The organism is Heyndrickxia sp. MSNUG (genome assembly GCF_049532715.1).
Taxonomy (GTDB): Bacteria; Bacillota; Bacilli; order Bacillales; family Cytobacillaceae; genus Mesobacillus.
Window position 1 is genome coordinate 2,702,870 of sequence record NZ_CP150978.1, and the last position, 18,709, is coordinate 2,721,578.

The 18,709-nt window shown below is 41.6% G+C and carries 18 protein-coding genes and 2 pseudogenes; 15 read left to right on the forward strand and 5 right to left on the reverse strand.

Annotation, left to right across the window (positions count from 1 at the left end):
- Positions 1-54 precede the first annotated feature (54 nt).
- Positions 55-999, forward strand: coding sequence for an L-threonine 3-dehydrogenase (locus AABM38_RS13550; protein WP_423406913.1), 945 nt, complete (start codon positions 55-57; stop codon positions 997-999).
- A 32-nt stretch (positions 1,000-1,031) separates the two neighbouring features.
- On the opposite strand, the gene selD is transcribed toward AABM38_RS13550, so the two are convergent.
- Positions 1,032-2,084, reverse strand: a complete 1,053-nt coding sequence (gene selD, locus AABM38_RS13555) for a selenide, water dikinase SelD (RefSeq protein WP_423406914.1) — start codon at positions 2,082-2,084, stop codon at positions 1,032-1,034.
- A gap of 189 nt (positions 2,085-2,273) precedes the next feature.
- On the opposite strand from selD, the pseudogene AABM38_RS13560 reads away from it, so the two are divergent.
- Positions 2,274-2,462, forward strand: a pseudogene (locus AABM38_RS13560) (Rdx family protein); the annotation flags it as partial.
- A 183-nt stretch (positions 2,463-2,645) separates the two neighbouring features.
- Complete coding sequence (selA, locus tag AABM38_RS13565; RefSeq protein ID WP_423406915.1) at positions 2,646-4,055, forward strand: L-seryl-tRNA(Sec) selenium transferase; 1,410 nt, start codon at positions 2,646-2,648, stop codon at positions 4,053-4,055.
- 39 nt (positions 4,056-4,094) lie between these two features.
- On the opposite strand, the pseudogene AABM38_RS13570 reads toward selA, so the two are convergent.
- Positions 4,095-4,237 (reverse strand): annotated as a pseudogene (locus AABM38_RS13570) (small acid-soluble spore protein P).
- Positions 4,238-4,351: 114 nt separating this feature from the next.
- Between AABM38_RS13570 and AABM38_RS13575 the strand changes: the two are divergent.
- The gene (locus AABM38_RS13575; protein ID WP_423406916.1) at positions 4,352-4,612 is read left to right on the forward strand and encodes a DUF2524 family protein; all 261 of its coding nucleotides are present in this window, start codon (positions 4,352-4,354) and stop codon (positions 4,610-4,612) included.
- Positions 4,613-4,679: 67 nt separating this feature from the next.
- On the opposite strand, the gene sspO is transcribed toward AABM38_RS13575, so the two are convergent.
- Positions 4,680-4,829 (reverse strand): small acid-soluble spore protein O, encoded by a 150-nt coding sequence (gene sspO / locus AABM38_RS13580; protein WP_335376126.1) that lies wholly within the window; start codon positions 4,827-4,829, stop codon positions 4,680-4,682.
- A 333-nt stretch (positions 4,830-5,162) separates the two neighbouring features.
- Here sspO and acnA point away from each other — a divergent pair, with 333 nt between their 5' ends.
- Positions 5,163-7,871, forward strand: a complete 2,709-nt coding sequence (acnA, locus tag AABM38_RS13585) for an aconitate hydratase AcnA (RefSeq protein ID WP_423406917.1) — start codon at positions 5,163-5,165, stop codon at positions 7,869-7,871.
- Positions 7,872-8,407: 536 nt separating this feature from the next.
- Positions 8,408-8,875, forward strand: a complete 468-nt coding sequence (locus tag AABM38_RS13590) for a hypothetical protein (RefSeq protein ID WP_423406918.1) — start codon at positions 8,408-8,410, stop codon at positions 8,873-8,875.
- A gap of 37 nt (positions 8,876-8,912) precedes the next feature.
- Here the strand turns inward: AABM38_RS13590 and AABM38_RS13595 are convergent, their stop codons facing one another.
- A complete protein-coding gene (locus tag AABM38_RS13595; protein WP_423406919.1) occupies positions 8,913-10,199 on the reverse strand; it encodes an NCS2 family permease in 1,287 nt (428 codons plus the stop codon).
- Positions 10,200-10,490: 291 nt separating this feature from the next.
- On the opposite strand from AABM38_RS13595, the gene AABM38_RS13600 reads away from it, so the two are divergent.
- Together AABM38_RS13600 and AABM38_RS13605 are read left to right on the forward strand one after the other, a co-directional pair.
- On the forward strand, positions 10,491-11,381 hold the full coding sequence (locus tag AABM38_RS13600; RefSeq protein WP_423406920.1) for a LysR family transcriptional regulator: 891 nt from the start codon (positions 10,491-10,493) through the stop codon (positions 11,379-11,381).
- A gap of 59 nt (positions 11,382-11,440) precedes the next feature.
- Positions 11,441-11,977, forward strand: coding sequence for a DUF3231 family protein (locus AABM38_RS13605; RefSeq protein ID WP_423406921.1), 537 nt, complete (start codon positions 11,441-11,443; stop codon positions 11,975-11,977).
- A 21-nt stretch (positions 11,978-11,998) separates the two neighbouring features.
- Here the strand turns inward: AABM38_RS13605 and AABM38_RS13610 are convergent, their stop codons facing one another.
- Complete coding sequence (locus AABM38_RS13610) at positions 11,999-13,036, reverse strand: NAD-dependent epimerase/dehydratase family protein (RefSeq protein ID WP_423406922.1); 1,038 nt, start codon at positions 13,034-13,036, stop codon at positions 11,999-12,001.
- A 186-nt stretch (positions 13,037-13,222) separates the two neighbouring features.
- Here AABM38_RS13610 and mtnA point away from each other — a divergent pair, with 186 nt between their 5' ends.
- The 7 genes from mtnA (at position 13,223) to AABM38_RS13645 (ending at position 18,677) form a co-directional block, all read left to right on the forward strand.
- Positions 13,223-14,272 (forward strand): S-methyl-5-thioribose-1-phosphate isomerase, encoded by a 1,050-nt coding sequence (mtnA, locus tag AABM38_RS13615; RefSeq protein WP_423406923.1) that lies wholly within the window; start codon positions 13,223-13,225, stop codon positions 14,270-14,272.
- Between the two features lie 283 nt (positions 14,273-14,555).
- The gene (locus AABM38_RS13620) at positions 14,556-14,687 is read left to right on the forward strand and encodes an FbpB family small basic protein (RefSeq protein ID WP_335376118.1); all 132 of its coding nucleotides are present in this window, start codon (positions 14,556-14,558) and stop codon (positions 14,685-14,687) included.
- Between the two features lie 68 nt (positions 14,688-14,755).
- A complete protein-coding gene (locus tag AABM38_RS13625; RefSeq protein WP_335376117.1) occupies positions 14,756-14,899 on the forward strand; it encodes an acid-soluble spore protein N in 144 nt (47 codons plus the stop codon).
- Positions 14,900-15,213: 314 nt separating this feature from the next.
- The gene (gene tlp, locus AABM38_RS13630; protein ID WP_207499274.1) at positions 15,214-15,438 is read left to right on the forward strand and encodes a small acid-soluble spore protein Tlp; all 225 of its coding nucleotides are present in this window, start codon (positions 15,214-15,216) and stop codon (positions 15,436-15,438) included.
- A 126-nt stretch (positions 15,439-15,564) separates the two neighbouring features.
- Positions 15,565-17,889 carry an AAA family ATPase gene (locus AABM38_RS13635; RefSeq protein WP_423406924.1) on the forward strand — a complete coding sequence of 775 codons (2,325 nt, stop codon included), beginning with the start codon at positions 15,565-15,567 and terminating at the stop codon, positions 17,887-17,889.
- A gap of 2 nt (positions 17,890-17,891) precedes the next feature.
- Complete coding sequence (locus AABM38_RS13640; protein WP_423410735.1) at positions 17,892-18,335, forward strand: acyl-CoA thioesterase; 444 nt, start codon at positions 17,892-17,894, stop codon at positions 18,333-18,335.
- Positions 18,336-18,677 (forward strand): hypothetical protein, encoded by a 342-nt coding sequence (locus AABM38_RS13645; RefSeq protein ID WP_423406925.1) that lies wholly within the window; start codon positions 18,336-18,338, stop codon positions 18,675-18,677.
- Positions 18,678-18,709: the final 32 nt, after the last annotated feature.

Here is an 18,709-nt window from a genome sequence, read left to right on the forward strand (position 1 = left end):
TATTTAAATTGCCGGCAGTCCTTTTTACAGCAACAATCAGGAGGAATACATAGAATGAAGAAAATAATAATTACCGGTGCACTTGGCCAGATTGGTTCTGAATTGACTGGCAAGCTGCGCGACATATATGGCCAAGACAATGTAATCGCCACTGACATCAGGAAGACAGATTCCGAAGCTGCAGTCAATGGTCCATTTGAAATCCTTGACGTCATGGACGCCAAATCAATGGGCGAAATCGCTAATAAATATCAAGTCGATACAATCATGCACATGGCTGCACTATTATCGGCCACAGCTGAAGCGAAGCCCCAATTTGCCTGGAATCTTAATATGGGAGGACTCATGAACGCACTAGAAACAGCAAGGGAGCTAAATTGCCAGTTCTTCACCCCGAGCTCGATCGGTGCATTCGGACCTAGCACTCCTAAGGACAATACGCCTCAGGATACGATCCAGCGTCCAACGACTATGTATGGAGTGAATAAGGTCGCTGGTGAATTGCTTGCAGATTATTACTTCCAGCGTTTTGGTGTGGATACAAGGGGAGTAAGATTCCCTGGCTTGATCTCTTACGTAGCACCTCCAGGGGGCGGAACAACTGATTATGCTGTCGAAATTTACTACGAGGCGATCAAAAACGGAACATATACTTCCTATATCGATAAGGGAACGTATATGGACATGATGTACATGCCTGATGCACTTAATGCGATTGTGGATTTGATGGAAGCCGACTCTTCAAAACTGATTCACCGCAATGCATTCAACGTTACAGCAATGAGTTTTGACCCTGAAGAACTTGCTGCGGAAATTAAAAAGCATATACCAGCATTTGAACTTACCTATAATGTCGACCCAGTTCGCCAGGCGATTGCTGACAGCTGGCCGAACTCAATTGACGCTTCGGCTGCTGCAGCAGAGTGGGATTTTAAAGCGAAGTACGATTTATCCCGAATGACAGCAGATATGCTGGATAAATTGCGCCAGAAACTATAATAATTAACGAAAAAAGGTGAAATCAAATGATTTCACCTTTTTACATAGATTAATTTGTCTTTCTTTTCAATAACTTTGCCGATGATAGCAGCATGGTTTAAACCCTGTTCCTTCAAAGCGCCCACATATTGCTCTGCTTCCTCTTCAGGCATTGAAACAAGCAGGCCTCCCGAAGTGATGGCGTCACAAAGGACGAGTTGTTCTTCTGATGAAATTTCATCATAGACTACATCATCCTTAAGCCATGCGTGATTTGATTTCGACCCTCCAGGAACTATTCCTTTTGCAGCAAGTTCGTATGTACCTGTCAAAACAGGAACCTGTGACAAAGTAATTTCGAAGCTTACATCGCTGCCACGTGCAATCTCACTGCCATGACCGAGAAGGCCAAAGCCTGTAACATCAGTAACTGCATGAGGGTTGAAGCTTTGCAATGCTTCAGCTGCAGATTTATTAAGAAGTGCCATTGTTTCTGTCACTTCCTGCTTTTGTTCAGCTGTTACAGCACTGCGTTTAATGCCAGTTGTCAGGATGCCAACTCCGATCGGCTTAGAAAGGACTAATATATCTCCAGGCTTAGCTCCGACATTTTTCCAGATTTTATCCGGATGGGCAAGACCTGTAACAGATAATCCGAACTTCGGCTCCTGGTCATCTATCGAGTGGCCGCCAACTGTTACAGCACCAGCTTCTTTTACTTTATCGCTTGCTCCGCGAAGAATTTCAGCAAGAAGATCAGGACCAAGTTTTTTCACTGGATAACCTACTATATTCAGGACTGTTTTTGGTTCTCCTCCCATTGCATAAACGTCACTGAGTGCATTGGCAGCGGCAATCTGCCCAAACATATAAGGATCGTCCACAATCGGGGTAAAATAATCGATCGTTTGGATTAGAGCAATGCTGTCAGTCAATTTATATACACCCGCATCATCGGATGTTTCATGACCGACGAGCAGTTCAGGAACTGGCTCCTGTTTTGGTAAAAGACGCAAAACTTGCGTCAAGTCCTCTGGACTGATTTTGCATCCTCAGCCAGCTTTTGTCGACAAGGAAGTCAGACGGATCTTTTCATGTTCACTCAACTTTATCACCTCAGAAAAAAGTATACTCTTTCTTATTTTGAAAATCACCCTTAAGCCACTATTATTTGCATCAGAATAGACTTTACACTAAAATGGCAGTAAATACTTATATAGAAGCTAACAGGGGGAGTTACTGTGGAAAAATTTCATGTTACCGTCAAATTTTGCATGCTTTGAAATTACGCACCTAAAGCCGCGAGTTTCGCGGAGGAGCTATTTACCCATTTCCGAAGCCAGATCGAAAAAATGGAACTTATTCCAGCCTCAAAGGGCGCTTTTGAAGTGACCATCAACGGTCAGTTATTGTATTCCAAGCTGGATACAGGGGTCTTTCCCGATTCAGATGAAATCATAAAACAAATGGAAGCCCTAAACTAACGCCTGGCAATATGCCAGGCTTTTTTCAACCCTTTACCACATTAAACCGCCGGGGGTCTGACCCCCGGCGCGGTGGTGCACTAAAGTGCAGGCAAAAAGCTAGAGTTCACTGGATTGGAAAATCTTTAACCATGTAAATAATGATATAATGAACAATGTATGATTGCTATGGGGGTTACCAGTATGAAACACTTATTAAGGCTGCTGCCTGCAGTACATGAACTGCAAAGGCATCAACGATTTACTGAGATCGTTGATCAGCATGACGCTGATCCAGCCCATTTAACGGAAGTCATTAAGGACGTACTGTCAAAGAATAGAGAAGATTTGTTAAATGGCAAGTGGAGTGGCCGCGAACCAGGAACAAATGTATTTGTTGAAGAATTTTTTGATATTGTATATGAAACTCTTACACAGAAATTAGACTTTACATTAAAACGAGTTATTAATGCAACGGGCACTATCTTACATACGAACCTAGGAAGGGCCAGGTTGAGCGAGACTGCTATCAACCATGTTGTAGAGACAGCCAGGAACTATTCAAATCTTGAATATAAATTGCATGAGGGCGAACGGGGGTCTCGACATAGCCATGTAGAAGCTCTTGTTAAAGAGGTTACAGGAGCAGAAGCAGCAATGGTAGTAAATAATAATGCTGCAGCCGTTTTTATTATCCTGAGTGCCCTGGCTAGAAATCAGGAAGTAATCGTTTCTCGCGGGCAATTGGTTGAAATAGGCGGTTCATTCAGAATCTCTTCCATAATGGAAGAAAGCGGCGCCAAGCTAGTTGAAATAGGGACAACCAATAAAACACATCTGCATGATTATGAAAAAGCAATCAATGATGATACAGCAATGATCCTTAAAGTACATACAAGTAATTTCAAAGTAATTGGCTTCACTAAGTCCGTTGAAACAGAGGAACTGGCTCAGCTTGCCAGCCGTCATGACAGGGTTATTTTCTATGAAGATCTGGGCAGTGGCGTTCTTTATGATTTCAGGAACGAAGGAATTGGCGAAGAGCCTGTTGTTGGTGAAGTATTGAAAATGGGTGCAGACATCGTATCGTTTAGTGGCGACAAGCTGCTTGGAGGTCCACAGGCCGGCATTATCGCGGGCAAGAAAGCTTTTATTGATCAATTGAAACAGCACCAGCTGGCAAGAGTGGTGCGTGTCGATAAAATGACTCTTGCTGCTCTTGAAGGCACACTAATGGATTATTTAAGGGGAACGAAAGGACGAAACAATATCCCAACCATACGGGATCTGATTGTTCCCTTAGAAGAAATCAAGGATAGGACAGACGCGTTTGTTAAAAAAATCAACGATTTTGGCGGAGAATTGAAAGCAGAGCTACTAAAAAGTACAAGCCAGGTTGGCGGGGGAACAATGCCAGAAGTAAAGCTGCCAACTTTTATTGCTGCCCTGACCCATAATAAGCTCAGCTCGGAACATATTGCCAAATGGCTGAGGACTGAAGCTAGTCCTGGGATTATCGTACGGATCCAAAAAGAAGAAATTCATATAGACCTTAGAACTGTCACAGCCGATGAAGAAACCCTTATACTAGAGCGGTTAAAAAAAATCAAATAAAAAATAGGGGCTGCCAGTCGCTTCGGCAGCCCATTTGTTTTAAAAATCATGCCCGGAATTATGTTTTTGGCGGGTATGATTGCGGTTCTTAACTTTTTAGATCCGCTTAATGGTGCAGGCTGGCTGTCCTGGTCACCTTTAGGTGCGTTTTTGCGCATGTCTTTAGAGTCATTCTTATTCATTAGCTCATCCCTCCTGAATTTAGCTTTAGATTTTCCGGCGAAATTATACTGAATAATTTATTTATAACTGTGCAATTTAACGGTATAGATTTAACTACATCAGGAGGAAATCACATGCCTTATCATAAAGACAAACAACAATCGTTCCAGGCAGCACAGCAGGGGTTTGAAGATGCACAAGAATTGTTTGCTGAAATTGTTCGTGACAGCGCCAGCTATGGACATCAGCTTAAGCATTTGAAAACCGAAGTTAATGAAGCATTCCAGCAAATCGAGAATGCTTTAGAAAATGCCTCAGAGCATCAGCGTGCACAGCTTGAAAGATTTCAGCAGGACTTAAGAAGTATTGTTAACGAAGTCAATATGGAATCATAATAATCAGATCGCAAAATAAAGGTAAATGCCATAATGAAAGCGGAAGGGAAGCCTTCCGCTTTTTGTTTTACTGGTTCTTTTTACGTTTTTTGTTATTTTGTTTTTCCATTTCAGTTAGAGGTTCATTTGCCATTTCTTGATTAAAGCCAGCACCCTGTCCCTGCGCTTTTGCAGCATTAGCACCTGGAATGACATGATTTGCCTTTCTTTTCGCCATTTATCTCACCTCCGTTAATCACATTTTTCCCCATCCAGGCTTTCAAAATCCCGTGTATTTATTTTTGTAATATAACTTCGACAAGAACAATTGTTATAAGAAAACGAAAATTCTTAAAACTTTCAGAGCCTTTTGTATGTTTTAACTGTACTAACATTATTTAGCATAAGGAAAACTTATCAATCACAATAACTTTCTTGTTATTTACTTATATAGAGGGTTATATTAATATTGAATTGTAAGAAAAGTTAGGATGACGAACAAGATTCAAACTTTTCGACAATTACCTATATTTAGTTTATGATTGTTTTCGTAGAAGAAGGGGGTAAACATATGTCAAACCATGATGTTTTTAACGCCCGCAGTTCATTTGAAATTGACGGGAAACGCTATCATTACTACAGCTTGGCAGCACTTGAAAAAGCTGGAATCGGCAATGTATCTAAATTGCCTTACTCCGTAAAAGTTTTGCTTGAATCCGTGCTTCGCCAGCTTGATGGCTTTGTAATCACAAAAGAGCATGTTGAAAATCTTGCAAAATGGGGAACTAGCGAAGTAAAGGAAGTAGATGTGCCATTCAAGCCATCACGTGTCATTCTTCAAGACTTCACTGGTGTACCTGCAGTCGTTGACCTTGCTTCATTAAGAAAAGCAATGGCAGACATGGGTGGAGATCCAGATAAAATCAATCCTGAGAAGCCGGTTGACCTTGTTATTGACCACTCCGTTCAGGTTGATAAATACGGAACTCCTGATGCACTGAATGTGAATATGGATCTTGAATTTGAACGAAATGCTGAACGTTACCAGTTCTTAAGCTGGGCACAAAAATCATTCGACAACTACCGTGCTGTACCGCCTGCAACAGGTATCGTGCACCAGGTAAACCTTGAGTATCTTGCAAGCGTTGTCCACGCTGTAGAAAATGCAGATGGAGAATTCGAAACATTCCCGGATTCATTGGTTGGTACTGACTCGCATACAACGATGATCAATGGTATCGGCGTACTTGGATGGGGCGTAGGCGGTATTGAGGCTGAAGCTGGAATGCTGGGACAGCCATCATACTTCCCAGTTCCTGAAGTAGTTGGGGTGAAATTAGTAGGCGATATGCCGAACGGCTCTACTGCAACAGACCTTGCACTAAAAGTGACACAGGTACTTCGCAGCCAAGGCGTTGTCGGTAAATTTGTCGAGTTCTTCGGTCCTGGGGTAATGTCACTTCCGCTTGCTGACCGTGCTACTGTTGCAAACATGGCACCAGAATACGGCGCGACTTGCGGATTCTTCCCAGTTGATGGAGAAGCCCTTGATTACATGCGTTTAACAGGACGTTCTGAAGACCACATTAAAGTGGTTGAAGCATACTGCAAAGAAAACGGACTTTTCTTTGATCCATCACTTGAGCCAGTCTATACTGACGTTGTTGAAATCAATCTTTCTGAAATTGAAGCGAACCTTTCTGGACCAAAGCGTCCTCAGGATTTAATTCCGCTTTCCCAAATGCAGAAATCCTTCCAGGATGCGTTGACTGCTCCAGCTGGAAACCAAGGTTTTGGCCTGAGCAAGAAAGAAATCAATAAAGAAGCTGTGGTAGAATTCAACAATGGCGATTCTACAAAAATGAAAACAGGTGCAATCGCTATCGCTGCGATTACAAGCTGTACAAATACATCTAATCCATACGTACTTGTTGGAGCTGGCCTTGTTGCTAAAAAAGCAGTTGAACTTGGAATGGAAGTTCCTAAGTTCGTAAAAACTTCTTTAGCACCTGGTTCAAAGGTAGTAACAGGATACCTGCGTGATTCTGAATTACTTCCTTACCTTGAAACTCTAGGATTCAACCTTGTAGGTTACGGATGTACAACATGTATCGGTAACTCTGGACCATTGAAGCCTGAAATCGAAAAGACAGTTGCAGAAAGCGACTTGCTTGTAACGTCTGTCCTATCCGGTAACCGTAACTTTGAAGGACGTATCCACCCGCTTGTAAAAGCAAACTATCTGGCTTCACCGCCATTAGTAGTAGCTTATGCTCTTGCTGGTACAGTGGATATCGATCTTCAAAACGACCCAATCGGAAAAGACAAAGACGGCAACGATGTATTCTTTAAGGACATCTGGCCATCAACTGCAGAAGTGAACGAAGTGGTTCACCGCGTTGTAACACCTGAATTGTTCCGCAGAGAATATGAGACTGTATTCAGTGATAACGAAAAGTGGAATGAAATCCAGACAAACAGCGATGCACTTTATACTTTCGATGAAGATTCAACTTATATCGCCAACCCTCCATTCTTTGAAGGCTTAACTCCAGTAGCTGGAGAAGTTGCTCCACTAAACAGCTTGCGTGTAGTGGGTAAGTTCGGTGATTCTGTAACAACTGACCACATTTCTCCTGCAGGTGCGATCGGAAAAGATACACCAGCTGGAAAATACTTGCGTGAAAAGGGTGTAGAACCACGCGACTTTAACTCTTATGGATCACGTCGTGGCAACCATGAAGTTATGATGCGCGGAACATTCGCAAACATCCGTATCAAAAACCAAATCGCTCCTGGCACAGAAGGCGGCTTCACAACTTACTGGCCAACAGGAGAAGTTATGTCCATCTTTGATGCTTGCATGCAGTACAAAGACAATGGAACAGGTCTAATGGTTATCGCTGGCAAAGATTACGGTATGGGATCATCCCGTGACTGGGCTGCTAAAGGTACTAACCTATTAGGCATCAAAACTGTCATTGCTGAAAGCTTTGAGCGTATCCACCGTTCTAACCTTGTATTGATGGGTGTATTACCACTTCAGTTCAAGGATGGAGAAAACGCTGAAACTCTTGGTCTTTCAGGTAAAGAATCATTTGATGTTCAAATCGACGAAACTGTTCGTCCGCGTGACATCATCACAGTTACAGCTACTGACGAAGACGGTAACAAGAAAACTTTCGAAGCTCTAGTACGTTTCGATTCAGAAGTTGAAATTGATTACTACCGCCACGGAGGCATCCTGCAAATGGTCCTTCGTGACAAGTTAAAAGCATAAGATCAAGAACCCCCTAATTTTCGGATTAGGGGGTTTTTTTATGCACTAAAAATTATGGCCTAAACGCTCCCAAATCTTTTGCCAGAGTTAAAAGGTGGTCCTTTAACAAGTAATTTAATTCCCTCAACCAGGAAGAAAATGATCCAAACTGGTGATAAATCACAACCTACTAGTGATAAAACCAATTCTACAAGTAATATTCTTAACTCAGCGGGAATCGATTGCTATTTTATCAATTTACTTAAGCTAAATAGAACTCTGTTAACGCTCTAGTGCACTTTCATTCAAGTTTAGTAGCAAAAGTATTGAAAAAAATCTCTTTTTTTCTTTCGAACTACAAAATCCACGCAAACTTCCTATTAATCGACATCTTCTCCTATTGATATTATTTAGAAAAAGGTTATGTTAAAGATAAAAGGATAGACTGAACCGAGGGAGTGAGCTATATGGGTCTAATATCTATAGTTGCTAGGGAAGATTTTATTTCAATAGTTACGGACATCGGAAATCATCATCGGATGGGAGATAGTATCAGTATGAAAGAAATCATTCCTGATACGGCCTTCATCGCTTTTTCAGGTGATAAGGAATACGCAGACATGGCAGCTGCCGCAGCTGATACTTTGGTCAAACAAGGGTTTACTCTTAAAGAAATTGCTGAGTCCATTCAGTCTTCCTTCAACAATGGAAGTTTTACTTTTCAGGAATGCGAGCGCACCTTTGAAGCAGTGCTGGCAGGTTATTCGCAATTTGGAGAAGCGCAGTATCACATAATCTCTAATACTAAACCGATGGAATCCTATTATCCTGGCCAAGGGGAAAGTCTTTACTATGCAAACGGTCATGAACCTATGCAGTTTTTGGAAAGGTCCTTAATGATGCATGGCATGGGGACCATCAGCCAAGCCCAGGCGGCCCAGGCCTATTTTCTTCATGAAGCGTCAGAATATATTCCGAATGTAAATAAACAAGCTTGCACTTTTATACTAAAAAAAGCAAATTAAAAACAGCCTTAATATCAAGGCTGTTTTAATTTTGCTTTTAAAGCGCATATTGCAGGATAAAGTTGCCGAGGAATAATAGGGCAATCATATATAGGGCAGGCTGGATTTCCCGTCCTTTTCCCATCAATAGCTTCATCAGCGGATATAAAATGAATCCAATTGCCATGCCATCGGCAATACTGTACGTTAATGGAATCAGTACAATGATTAGCAGGGCAGGGAAGCTCTCAAGTAAATCATCTAATTTAATATGAGTGATATTTTGAAGCATCAAGACACCAATCAGGATCAATACGGGTGAAACAGCACTTTCCGGTACAAGCTTGATTACAGGAATCAAGACGATTGAAGCAAGGAAAAGGATTCCTGTAACAATACTTGTTAATCCAGTACGGCCTCCGGCAGCTATACCAGCTGCGCTTTCCACAGAGGAAACAGTTGGGCTAGTTCCAAATACTCCTGCTGTAGCGACTGAAATCGCATTTGCCTGCAATGATTTCTTATACTTATCAGGTTGATTAAGCATTTTTGTATGTCCGTGAATCAAACCTATATTCTCAAAAATAACAACCATCGAAAGCGAGAAGGCAGTCAGCCAAAAAACGAAATTGCCAGCTTGCGCGAACGAAAGCTGTCCGAATACAGAGGTGTATTCTGTGAATGAAGGCATACTCCATGTCATTCCTTTACTCTCAAAATCTCCGAAAACGATGGATAGAATTGAAGTGAAAACTATGCTCAACAGCAAATTCCCCGGTATATTTCGAATAAAAAGGACGACTGTTACAATCAAACCAATTAAAGTGATAAGTGCCGTAGATGTACTTAAATCGCCTATAGCAAGCAAAGTATGATCAGAGCTTGTTATGATTCCGCTATTATCAAATCCAATCAGAATCAAAAGAATCCCGATTCCAACCGTTATTGCTTCCTTCAATGAATCAGGAATCGATGCGATGATTGCTTTTGCCAGGGGAGTGAAGGCTAAAATCATAAATAGAATACCTGATACAAATACCATTGCTAAAGCCTCTTGCCAAGTAAAACCGCCTGACTGGACGATTGTATAGGTAAACATGGCATTCAAGCCCATTCCCGGAATTACAAGAATAGGTGTGTTTCCCCAAAATCCCATGAGAAAACAGCCAGCAAATACAGTCAGGATGGTAGCGATAATACCTGCTTCAAGAGGAATTCCAGCTGCTGACAAAATAGTTGAGTTAACAATAATGATATAGACTACTGTAATATAAGAGATAAGTCCAGCCGACATTTCCTTTCCAATCGTTGTATTATGAGCATTTAGTTGAAAAAACTTCTCCATTTTTAACTCCTCTCCATAAAGGCTCTTTTCAAAATCCTTAGACTTTATATACATTAAAAAATTCTTCGAACAATATCAGACTTAACATCTTTGCTAAGCAAGATTGAACCAGTACAGCATAAAGTCGCCTAATGCATATCTAAAAATCAAAATCCATGGTGAGAAAACAGTCTTTGCAGATATAATTTTTTGGTTTTGGAACGAATGAAAATATCGTACCATAGACTTTAACCATATTTAAAATATATAATTAATATACAAATCATACTTTTTACATATAGAGAGGTTTCCATGGATATTAGACAAATGCGTTATTTTATTGCCATAGCTGAGGAGAAAAACATCACCGCAGCTGCCAACCGGCTACATATGTCACAGCCACCACTAAGCCTTCAATTAAAGCAAATGGAAGAAGAATTGGGAGTCATGCTGGTGGAACGGAATGGAAAAAAGCTTGAGCTGACAGATAAGGGCAAGGTGCTGTACAGGCATGCTCTGAATATTGTCCATTCATTTGAGGAAGTAAAAAACGAATTGCAGGAGACGGATGAGGGAAGGAAGGGGAATTTGTCAATCGGAATTAACACGCTTTCTGTACCAGAATTCCCTGATTGGATTGAACTCTTTCACGCAGCCTATCCACTCGTTTATATTCGAGTCGTTCAAAATGATTCTGCCTATTTAACCGAACTGGTTAAAAATCGTTTAATAGAACTCGCCTTAATCAGGCTGCCGCTTCCAAACAGGGATGTTAACTATCTGCATCTATATAATGAACCTTTTGTATTTGTTTGCAGGAAGCAAGGCGAAGAAAGTATAACCATTGAAGAAATCAGCACCTTTCCACTCATTCTTCCGAGTACAGAGGGGCTTGGAAGCTTTAATATTATCCATGAAGCGTTCAGCAGGGAGCAGCTGCCGCTTAACGTTGTTTGTGAGTGCTCAGATATGAAGGTACTGATGGAGTTAGTCTCTTCTGGAATAGGATCCACAATCGTTCCTAAATCTGTTTTTCAGACGTATGGCCATTCCAGCCTTTTTGCGAGGGAAATACAAGACTCAGTCCTTAAATCTTCTGTTGGTCTTATTTGGCTTAAGCAGCACTACTTATCACAGCCAGCTAAGCATTTCATCGATTTGATTAAGGAACAGCTTGATTTAGTTGAAGGATTTAGTGAATAAAAAGCAACCTGCAAACCGAAAATAAGCATAAACATTTTTCGGATTGGGAGGTGCCTGTATTGAATTTTTTCGAAGTGATGAAGGATACATTTGTACCTTTTATGGATGGCGAGAAAAAACCCCTGCATGTGGGTGAGGTGATGAACCTCTGGTTTTACCTGCATGGAACCGAACAAACACTTCGTTATGACCAGCATGCGTTCAACTTGGCACAGGATCCTGAACTTAAGGAAAAGATTGCAGATATTATCGAGAATGTCCATAGACCGATGATCAAGGAACTGACCCAATTTTTCAAGGATGAAGGTATACCTCTCCCTGATTTAGGTGCAGAGAAAATCATTGGGGATTTTCAGGCGCTTCCTGAGGGGGCAAAGATGAATGATGAAGAAATAGCAAACCTGATTGCTTATAATCTCGTTGTCGGAATTACGGCAGCCACGAGGGGAATAACAGAATCAGTCAGAGCGGATGTTGGCTATTTATTTGCTAAATATCATATGATGAAAATTACTTTTTCCTTAACCTTCAAAGCCCTCATGCAGGAAAAAGGGTGGCTGAGAGTTCCCCCATATTACATCAGCGGAAAACAATAAAAACAGCACCGGGTGCTGTTTTTATTGTTTTAAAGCTATTCTGTCAAGCAAGATTTTCTCTCGTTCACTCGTAATTCCCGCTTTCCAGCATACCTCGTCAATGGGCTTTGCTTTAAGCCAGTCGTGAACTTCACGGATTGTTTCCGCTAGAGGCCTGAAACTGAGACCAGTTTGTAAAGCTTTATCAATATTTATATGGAATGCACCGCTCCAGGGTTCTGTATGTTCAGGTCCTAAAGGAGTTTTTTCTGGAAGCCATAATGGCATTTCTGTCCATGGAGCTACTTTGTTTTCGAGTAAAAAATCTTCATCAGCCCATAAAAGTTCGGCATTGGTGCCTGCCACTTCTTTACAAGTTAACAAGACGTCCTGTAGCAAAATAGGCTTCCCAGTCACATTATATGTACCTGTGCATTTTTCTTCCATCATTTTCAGTATCCAAATGGCCAGGTCCTTCACGTCGATTAATTGGACGAACGAGCTCTCAGGGTTACCAGGAGCGAGTACTCTGCCTCCTTGAGCAATCCTGTTCACCCAGTAAGGAAGTCTGTCAGTGTAGTCATTCTCGCCAACAAGCTGGCCTGCACGTATATTAAGCACTTTGCCTGGCAAGTTCCTGTCAGCTTCCTGTTCGCAGAGGGTTTTAAATTGACCGTAATATTCCAGGACAGGAGCTGCCGGATCGCTTGTGAGTCTATCTGCTTCTTCAACTGACATTGATTGAACATGGTAATTTTCATTAATTCCTTTTGGAATCCAATCTTGATAGACAGAAATACTGGATACAAAAGCATAAAATTCCGTTTTCTCTTTTAAAAGAGAAGTTAAGTTGCTTACAGAACGTGGAATCAGTCCCGAAGTATCCAGCACGGCATCCCACTGACGGTCTTTCAAGAGTTCCAGACTGCCATTCCTGTCGCCAATCAAAATTTCAACATTTTTAAGTACATCGTTGTTATTTCCCCGGTTAAAAACGGTTATCTCATGACCACTTTTTAGTGCTTCCTCTACAAATGCTTTTCCAAGAAAACGGCTTCCTCCTAAAACGAGGATCTTCATAATTTGTCCCCTCCAAAGGTTTTCTTTTAACATACCATATTGTTAAAGTATTTAGAAAATTTTAAATTAGACATTTAATATACAATATTTTCATGAAATATCATTGGTTTTTGTTTGCTGATTGAAGTTTAATTGCTAAAATGAACTTAGTTTAGAAATGTCTTGATGGCATGAAAGGGGATCAGCATGGAAGAAACGTACTTACAGTCAGTCAGATATGATGGTGAAACGCTATATATACTTGATCAGACTAAGCTGCCTCAAGTAACAGAATTCATTGAGGTAACAAACATAGAAGATGTGTGGGATGCAATTAAACAGCTGAAGGTAAGGGGAGCGCCCGCGATTGGGATAGCGGCTGCATATGGATTGGTACTTGGAATTAAAGATGCACCTGAACAGGACTTTGACTCATTTTATCAATACTTTAATAAACAGTCGGATTATCTGGCTGGTTCAAGGCCTACTGCTGTAAACCTGTTTTGGGCACTTAAAAGGATGGATGCTCGAGCTAAAAAAGAAAGCGGTAAGCCTGTTGCAGAAATTAAGAAGGTACTGACGGAAGAAGCCCACTTAATCAGGCAAGAAGATGAAAATGTGTGCAGTTCAATTGGTGAAAACGCACTAACCTTATTTAACGATGGCATGACAGTACTGACGCATTGCAACGCGGGCGGAATCGCTACTGCTCGTTATGGGACTGCCCTTGCACCCTTTTACCTGGCAAAGGAAAGAGGCATTGATATTAAGGTGTTTGCCGATGAAACCCGCCCATTACTTCAGGGTGCGCGCCTCACTGCCTGGGAATTGATGCAGGCAGGAATTGATGTCACGCTGATCACTGACAGCATGGCTGCAATGGTCATGCAAAAAGGGATGGTTCAGGCTGTAATTGTTGGCTGTGACCGGGTAGCTGCGAATGGGGATGTTGCTAATAAAATCGGAACGTATGGTGTGGCTTTGCTGGCAAAAGCACACAACATCCCATTCTATGTTGCAGCGCCGCTTTCTACTATTGACTTAGAAACTGCAACTGGAGAAGAAATACCCATCGAAGAGCGAGCTGCAGAAGAAATTACTGCCGGCTTTGGAAAATCTACTGCACCAGAGGGAGTCAAGGTTTTCAATCCAGCCTTTGATGTAACTCCACATCATTTGATCACGGCAATCATCACTGAAAAAGGAATTATGCGTGGAAATTACAGTGAAGAATTGCCGCGATTGTTCCAAAATTAAATAAAATTCATGCCGGGAGCTTCCAGCCCGGCATTTTTTACATTTATGACGAGTTAAGAGTCACTATTAGTGTCTTAAATGAAACCATGTCTATAGTGAATGGAAGACATGGTCAGTGAGCACCAGCAAGTCAGTGCATTTTTCTATGGAAAAAATTACTTAGTAAATTCACCTAAAAGGTGGGTAAACATAGAATACGATTAAATTTTCAAAAAGTTGTAATAATTGCAACCGTTTCGGGACATAATTACTGTTAGAATGATGATAAAGGATGGTGAAAAAAATGAGGAAGCCTAGAAAACGTTCTTTCCAAGAGCTAGTAATGGAAAATAAACGCCAACTTATGAATGACCGTGATGCACTCGAAAAAATCGAGGCAAGATTAGAACAAAAACGTATGGGGAAAGCAGAGTAAATTTCATACATTACCATAAATGATTCCTCTTTCTTTAGGCAAAACTTAAGATAGAGGAGGGGATATTCATGAGCAATCCAAAAAAGGACAGCAAACATTTCGTTCCTAGCCACCTTGGCACACAGCCGCGAGGTTTTGGCGGTAACAAAGGGAAGAAAATGCAGGATAAGTCTGGTGAACAGCCACAGCTTATCCAGACAAAAGGTGAATAAATGTATGGAAAATGCCTGCCAATTCAATGGCAGGTTTTATTTTTCAGATAAGAAAAAGTGTAAAATCAATTCGAGTTTTGTCGAGCTCCAGCGCCAACCCTCGAAGGGACTGACAGTGAAGTCGCTTTTTGACTTCATTTGCAGGACAGCCACTACGATGTACTAGTGCCGACGTTGCCACAGGACGTGGCGTAGTTAGTCGCCGTTCCATTAACAAGGCGATTGCGCATTTCTTATATCCACTGTTTTCCGCTTATAATCATAAAGAACGGTCGCATACTATTGATGTACTTTTTAAAAGGAGGTACTAGAATATGGCAAATAACACACCAAAGCCAGACGACCGTAGTGATAATGTGGAAAAGCTGCAATCCATGATCCACCATACAATTGCAAATATGGAGGATGCGGAAGCTGCAATGAACAACTCAAGCCCTGAAGACCAGGCTAGAATTGAAGCCAAGAATGAGCGCCGCCGTGAAAGCATTGATGCGTTCAGAGCTGAAATCAAGGATGAAGCTCATAACCAGCAACAATAAATTGACAAGCACATGTTAAAAGTGGATGTGCTCGAAAAGACCTGCCCTTCAAAAGGCGGGTCTTTTTCCGTTTATGTGAAAGTGTGATAAGATACGAATTGTATACTAAAAAAAGAAGTGATATTTATGCAAAAATATAAAAACAACCTTCCACTAGATGATCAAATGAAATTATGGGAACAGGAATTAGAAGAAAATGGTTACATACGTGACGATGCGGCTTTGATAACAGCTATAAAGAATTTATCTAATAGCAATCAAACCCTTTTATTATCAAAAGTCCTTACTTATGCTGCCCAATCCAGATCATATCGTAACGGATATGATTCACTCGTTCTTGAATGGCTGAGAAAGGCGATTGAAGCTAATCCAGCCAACACCAAGGCAAAGAATTTACTTGCGAGCAATCAGTGGAAAAACAAGGGGCATATCTTTGATCAGCTTGTTTATCCGAGGATCAGGGAAACGGACAATCGAGCCCTGAAAAAGAAAACTGCTGAGCAGTATATAACAATCTCACAGCAATTCTTATCTGCAGCAGAAGACGAACTAGCTGAATTGAAAAGTCCGCTTTTAGAGCCCGGTTCTTCCGTTGAGAAAAAATTCAATAAGTTAATTGATTTATTGGAAAACGCTATTGATGAAACCGCAGCGCTGTTAAAGGCAACAGAACTATATGAAGAATCAGTTACTGGTGTTTTCCATACAGCAGTTCATTATGAGGAAATCAAAGTAAGGCTGAAAAATTTAGATGAAATAAAACTTTTATGGGAAGCGGAATTCGCTGACCTGTTACAGGGAAAGAGCCAGGGTGACATAGACCCTTTGACGGAACTGAATAAGATGGTGGGCTTGAAATCAGTAAAAGAAAGGGTCAATGATTTTTACCGATTTTTAAAATTTCAGCAGAAGCGAAAAGAGCTTGGACTGAATGCAAAGGACGACCAAAGTCTCAATATGGTTTTGACTGGGAATCCAGGTACAGGGAAGACATCTTTGGCAAGGCTGCTTGCAAAAATCTATCATCAGCTCGGCGTATTGCCGCGTGAGGATATTATTGAGGCAGACCGGTCACAGCTCGTCGGCGCTTATGTTGGACAAACCGAGGAAAATGTCCGTAAATTTGTAGAACAAGCACTGGGAGGAGTATTATTCATCGATGAAGCCTATAGCCTGAAGCGAGAAGGACAGACAGGGAATGATTATGGACAGACTGCAATCGACACTCTTGTTTCGTTGATGACAAGCGCTGAATATGGTGGCAAATTCGCAGTCATTCTTGCAGGGTATCCCGAAGAAATGCGGCAGTTTTTAGATGCGAATCCCGGTTTAAGAAGCCGTTTTCCTCAGCCTAACCTCATTCATCTTCCTGACTATTCAAACGATGAGTTAATGCAGATTGCAGAACAGGCTGCAAGGGATAATGATTTTGCCCTCACGGAAGAAGCAAAAGTTGAGCTTAAGGATCGGATAGAAAAGGAACGAGTGGATGATACCTTTGGGAATGCCCGGACCGTTCGAAATCTAATCCTGGAGGCCATTTTCAAAAAAGGGGCCCGGCCGGTCGATGATACGGATCTCTCCGCATACACCCTGTTGGAAAAAGAAGATTTTGAATCAGCCCCTGCAACAAATACTGACAAACCGATTGACAGACTCGAGGCACTTGTTGGTCTGGACAAGGTAAAATCTGAGGTGACTACCTTAATTTCTTTTGTTAGAATGCAGCAACTAAGAAGAGAGAAAGGCCTTCCAGGTGTTCCGGTTCAGCTTCATTCTGTTTTTACAGGGAATCCCGGCACTGGGAAAACAACGGTTGCGAAAATATATGCAGAGCTCCTGAAGGAATGCGGTATGCTTAAGCGCGGGCACTTGATCGTCAGCAGCCGGGCTGATTTTGTTGCGGGTTATGTTGGCCAAACAGCAATAAAAACTAAGAAAAAAATCCGGGAAGCACTTGGCGGCGTCCTCTTCATCGACGAAGCGTATTCCTTGCTGGGGCAAGCTTCAGGTGACTTCGGCAAAGAAGTAATTGATACTCTGGTCGATGAAATGACTCGCCATAATGAAAATCTTGTCGTCATTCTCGCGGGGTATCCCGCTGAAATGGATCTTTTACTTGAAAGCAATCCGGGACTCCGCTCAAGATTCAAGAAATTTTTTCACTTCCCAGATTATACTGCTGAGGAACTGCTCGTAATCATTAGGAATTACGCAGAAAAGTATGAGTATAAACTGGCAGAAAATGCTGACCCATTTTTATCAGCTGAGCTTTCAGAAACTGATTTTAATGGGAATGGCAGATTCGCTACAAATTTAGTAGATGAAGCGATACAGGCACAGGCTTTTAGGTTGATGGGAACAGGCAATGGAAAAAGCCTGGATGAAAATGCTTTATATTTAGAGAAAAACGACTTTGAAGCAGCACTAAATAAAGTAAAAGGGGAATAATGATGCACATTTCTTCTAAAGAAATCGAGGTACGTTATGCAGAGACTGACCAGATGGGAGTCGTGTACCACGCAAACTATTTAATCTGGATGGAGCTGGGAAGAACTCAGCTGATCAAGGAATTAGGCTTTAATTATGCTGAAATGGAGAAGGATGGCATTATCTCACCAGTCATCGATATCCAGGCTTCATATAAAAAACCGTTAAGATATGGACAAACGGCAACAATTAAAACATGGGTGGACGAATACGATGGTTTCCGCTCTGTTTATAAGTATGAAATTTATAACGAGGAAGGTGAGCTTGCCCTTATAGGAAGCTCAAGGCATGTACTAGTAAAAAGGGAAAATTTCAGGCCGGTCTCGTTAAAAAGGACTTACCCTGACTGGCATGAAGCATATATGAGTGCGAGAAGACAGCCTGCAGAAGAAAGTGAGAAGGTCTAATTGGCTTTTGGGATAAAGCGGGAAGAACTTAAGCTCTGGAAAGAGAAAGTAAAGAGAGGGGAGATCGCCTTCCTAACTCACTACTGGATTGATGACCGGTTTCCAGGCTGTTCAACTGTGACAAAGGTCGGCTGCAGGGATGTTCAAAAACTTGCTGAATGGGGCAGGAAATATAGTTTGAGGCCAGAATGGATAGACGACAGAAAAGCTGATTACCCTCATTTCGATCTATTCGGGGATACGCAAGCAGAAGTACTAAAAAATGAAGGGCTTGAAAATAAGCTCCTAAATAAGAAAGGCGTAAGCGCCTTGGTCAGCCCCGACAAGCGCTGGAGGTCCTGACAGTGAAGTCGCTTTTTGACTTCATTGGCAGG

Excerpts from the sequence above, each read along its gene's own strand:
- AABM38_RS13635 (WP_423406924.1), top strand. The coding sequence starts at position 15,565 with ATGCAAAAATATAAAAACAACCTTCCACTAGATGATCAAATGAAATTA.
- sspO (WP_335376126.1), bottom strand. The coding sequence starts at position 4,829 with ATGGCGAAAAGAAAGGCAAATCATGTCATTCCAGGTGCTAATGCTGCA.
- acnA (WP_423406917.1), top strand. The coding sequence starts at position 5,163 with ATGTCAAACCATGATGTTTTTAACGCCCGCAGTTCATTTGAAATTGAC.
- AABM38_RS13640 (WP_423410735.1), top strand. The coding sequence starts at position 17,892 with ATGCACATTTCTTCTAAAGAAATCGAGGTACGTTATGCAGAGACTGAC.
- tlp (WP_207499274.1), top strand. The coding sequence starts at position 15,214 with ATGGCAAATAACACACCAAAGCCAGACGACCGTAGTGATAATGTGGAA.
- AABM38_RS13590 (WP_423406918.1), top strand. The coding sequence starts at position 8,408 with ATGAAAGAAATCATTCCTGATACGGCCTTCATCGCTTTTTCAGGTGAT.
- AABM38_RS13600 (WP_423406920.1), top strand. The coding sequence starts at position 10,491 with ATGGATATTAGACAAATGCGTTATTTTATTGCCATAGCTGAGGAGAAA.
- AABM38_RS13550 (WP_423406913.1), top strand. The coding sequence starts at position 55 with ATGAAGAAAATAATAATTACCGGTGCACTTGGCCAGATTGGTTCTGAA.
- AABM38_RS13625 (WP_335376117.1), top strand. The coding sequence starts at position 14,756 with ATGAGCAATCCAAAAAAGGACAGCAAACATTTCGTTCCTAGCCACCTT.
- mtnA (WP_423406923.1), top strand. The coding sequence starts at position 13,223 with ATGGAAGAAACGTACTTACAGTCAGTCAGATATGATGGTGAAACGCTA.
- AABM38_RS13575 (WP_423406916.1), top strand. The coding sequence starts at position 4,352 with ATGCCTTATCATAAAGACAAACAACAATCGTTCCAGGCAGCACAGCAG.
- selA (WP_423406915.1), top strand. The coding sequence starts at position 2,646 with ATGAAACACTTATTAAGGCTGCTGCCTGCAGTACATGAACTGCAAAGG.
- AABM38_RS13595 (WP_423406919.1), bottom strand. The coding sequence starts at position 10,199 with ATGGAGAAGTTTTTTCAACTAAATGCTCATAATACAACGATTGGAAAG.
- AABM38_RS13620 (WP_335376118.1), top strand. The coding sequence starts at position 14,556 with ATGAGGAAGCCTAGAAAACGTTCTTTCCAAGAGCTAGTAATGGAAAAT.
- AABM38_RS13610 (WP_423406922.1), bottom strand. The coding sequence starts at position 13,036 with ATGAAGATCCTCGTTTTAGGAGGAAGCCGTTTTCTTGGAAAAGCATTT.